The organism is Myxococcus sp. CA005 (genome assembly GCF_006518205.1).
Classification (GTDB): domain Bacteria; phylum Myxococcota; class Myxococcia; order Myxococcales; family Myxococcaceae; genus Myxococcus; species Myxococcus xanthus.
Genome location: NZ_SRLV01000187.1, coordinates 1 through 2,717, shown reverse-complemented (window position 1 = coordinate 2,717; position 2,717 = coordinate 1). Strand labels below are relative to the sequence as shown.

At 71.4% G+C, this 2,717-nt stretch carries 2 protein-coding genes; one reads left to right on the top strand and one right to left on the bottom strand.

Annotation, left to right across the window (positions count from 1 at the left end):
• Positions 1-167: 167 nt before the first annotated feature.
• Complete coding sequence (locus FMQ63_RS37000; protein ID WP_171452410.1) at positions 168-1,703, top strand: MBL fold metallo-hydrolase; 1,536 nt, start codon at positions 168-170, stop codon at positions 1,701-1,703.
• 20 nt (positions 1,704-1,723) lie between these two features.
• Here FMQ63_RS37000 and FMQ63_RS36995 read toward each other — a convergent pair.
• Positions 1,724-2,717 (bottom strand): hypothetical protein (locus FMQ63_RS36995; protein WP_228556574.1); only part of this gene is annotated, 994 nt, incomplete at its 5' end.

Genomic DNA, 2,717 nt, shown 5'->3' with positions numbered 1-2,717 from the left:
GCTCCGGGGGGAGCGAGGGGGCTGACAATGACATTCGAAGGCAAGGGTACCGGCCTTCCACGCTCCTGTCACAACCTGGGCGGTCGGGTGAGGGGGACGGGCCGCCCGCTCGCCCGAACGTTGGAGAAACACCGCACCGCGCGTGACGCGTGGCAACATCCGCCGTCATGCAATTCACCCTGAACCGGGGCGTCAGTCTGGCTGTGCTTGCCTCAGCCCGGACGGAGGACGACCACCACGCGGACCTGGGCTGTAGCATTCAGGGCCCCACCGCGCGTCCTGTCCGCCGGGCCTTTTTCCCACTGAAGCGGCACGTCGCCACGCTGGGGCGTGAGGGAGCGCTGCACGATGCGGAGGCGCTCTTGCGTTGGCTGGAAGACACCCCGCGCTATGCCGCGCTGTGCATGGGCAAGCAGCGGCGCATGGGCCGACGCGTGTTGCGTCCCGACGTGCTGTTCCCGGTGGCCACGCGACACCGGCCGCGCGTGCTGCACCTTCGCCAGGAGGAACTGGGCCTGGATGTACCCGTGCGTGCGTCCGAGTGGCCCGCCGTGGCGGACTTCTTCGCGGCGCTCGCGCGCGGCGCCACGCGCGCGGAGCTTCGGGCCTTCGCGGCGCTGCCCGTGCTGGCGGAGTTGGTGGCGGACCTGGGGCAGGCGGGCTGGCTCGTGCGCCATGAGGCGCCCGTGGAGGTGCCTTCGCCCGGTGCGCTCTTCGTGGGGCACAACACGGTGCTGGTCGCGGGCCGCGAGGGACGCGTGCTGGTGGACCCGTACTTCCGGCCCGAGGGTGCGGTGGACGCGCCGGGCTATCCGCCGATGCAGCCCCGCGACGTGGGACGCGTGGACGCGGTGGTCATCACCCATTCACATGGGGACCACTTCCACCTGGGCTCGTTGCTGCAATTGCCTCGCGACACGCGCATCTTCGTGCCGGCGGTGGCGCGTGAGAGTCTCTTCTCCACGGACTGTGCTCTGCGACTGGCGCAGCTGGGCTTCACGCGCGTGGAGCCCTTGTGCTGGGGCGAGTCCCGGCAGGTGGGCGACGTCACCGTGCGCGCGCTGCCGTTCTACGGCGAGCAGCCCACGGATGGAGAAGGCCCGTACCCGGACCTCTTCAATGAGGGCAACGCGTGGCTTGTGCGGGCGCCCGGCTTCTCCGCGGCGTTCTTCGCGGACTCGGGGCACGACGTGCGCGGAGACATGGCGGCGGTGTGCCGGCGCGTGCGTCGCGAGGCTCCAGTGGACGTGCTCTTCTGCGGCGTCCGCGGCTTTCGGCTGGCGCCCATCTTCTTTGGCTTCACCACGCTGGAGGCGTTCCTGGTCAACGTCCCCCGCGCCATGCTGAAGGCGCCGCAGCGGCTCATGGCCGGGCCCGAGGAGGCGCTGCGCTATGGCGCCTTGCTGGGCGCGCGCTACGTGGTGCCCTGCGCGGATGGCGGGGCGCCCTGGTACTGGCGCGAGGGCATGGGGCCTCGCTACGCGGGCTACCCCGGCGAGCCCGTGAGCGGCGCCAGTCACCTGGATGAGAACCCGGACGCGGACCCCTATCCGGAGCGGCTCGCCGAGGTCCGGCGGACGATGAAGGACGTTCCCAGTCCCCTGGTGCTGCGGCCGGGAGAGTCGCTGCGCTGGAAGGGCGCGAGGACACCGGAGGTGGTGCGCCACCCTGGCTTCGTGTGGCCTTTCGGCGACGCGGCGTGACGCGTCCGCCGCGCGGGGACTCAGCGCGCGGCGAGCCGGGCCCGGCCTCGCACGAACTGCACCACGTACACCCCGGCGACCACCGCGAAGCACACGGTGGCCACCGTCAGGTACCTGCCGATGAGCTGGTGCTCGCCCCAGTTGTGGGGCATCCCCACCAGCTTGCTGGCGTCGCTCAGGCCCACGCCTTCCATTCTGCCGAAGGGGATGGCGTTGAAGTCCTTCTTCGACTTCCACCACGTGAGGAGGCCGTCCATGAGCGACAGCGCACCGAGCCCCAGGAAGCCCCAGCGCAGGGCCTGCTTGTGGAGGTAGCTGCCCGCCGGGGCATAGATGGTCAGCATCATCACCGTGCCCAGCACCATCATCCCGCCATCGCCGTTGAAGGTGATGAGCATGTCCACTGTCTGCGGCGACAGCAGCAGCGTGCCCACGGCTTGGAGCGCCAGCAGGCTCGCGCCGCAGGCCACCCACAGCCACTGACGGCGCCTCCACCCCCACCACGCCCACGCGCCCAGCACCGCGGCGAGCATCAGCGCGAGGACATAGGAGCGGCCGAAGATGGCCGTCTTCCACAGCGTGGGGAACGCGGACCGGCCGCAGAACCAGGCCGTCATGGCGTGGCCCAGCTCATGGAACGGCATGGTGATGAGCCGGGCCGCGAAGGCGCTGAAGTTGCCGTTCAGCGCCACGTAGGACACCAGGAGTGCCACGGGGATGGCCCAGGTGCGCAGGCGGTGCTCGAACGCGGCCTCCTCGGCGTCGCCGTCCCAGGCGGGTGTCTCCGGTGGCAGCACGTCCGGGCGCAGGTCGGGCGTCGCCAGCCATGCGGGGTCGACGAGCGGCGGTGGTTCCCCGGGCGCCACTGAGGGGGCTTCCTCGCGCTGCCGCGCCGCCCGGGCCTCCGCCTTGGCGTAGATGATGCCGCAGCGGGGGCACTCCGGCCCGGCGGCGCGAGGCGACTGGCAGCGGGGGCAGGCCTGGGGGGACGAGGCTTCCACGGTGGTTCCACTC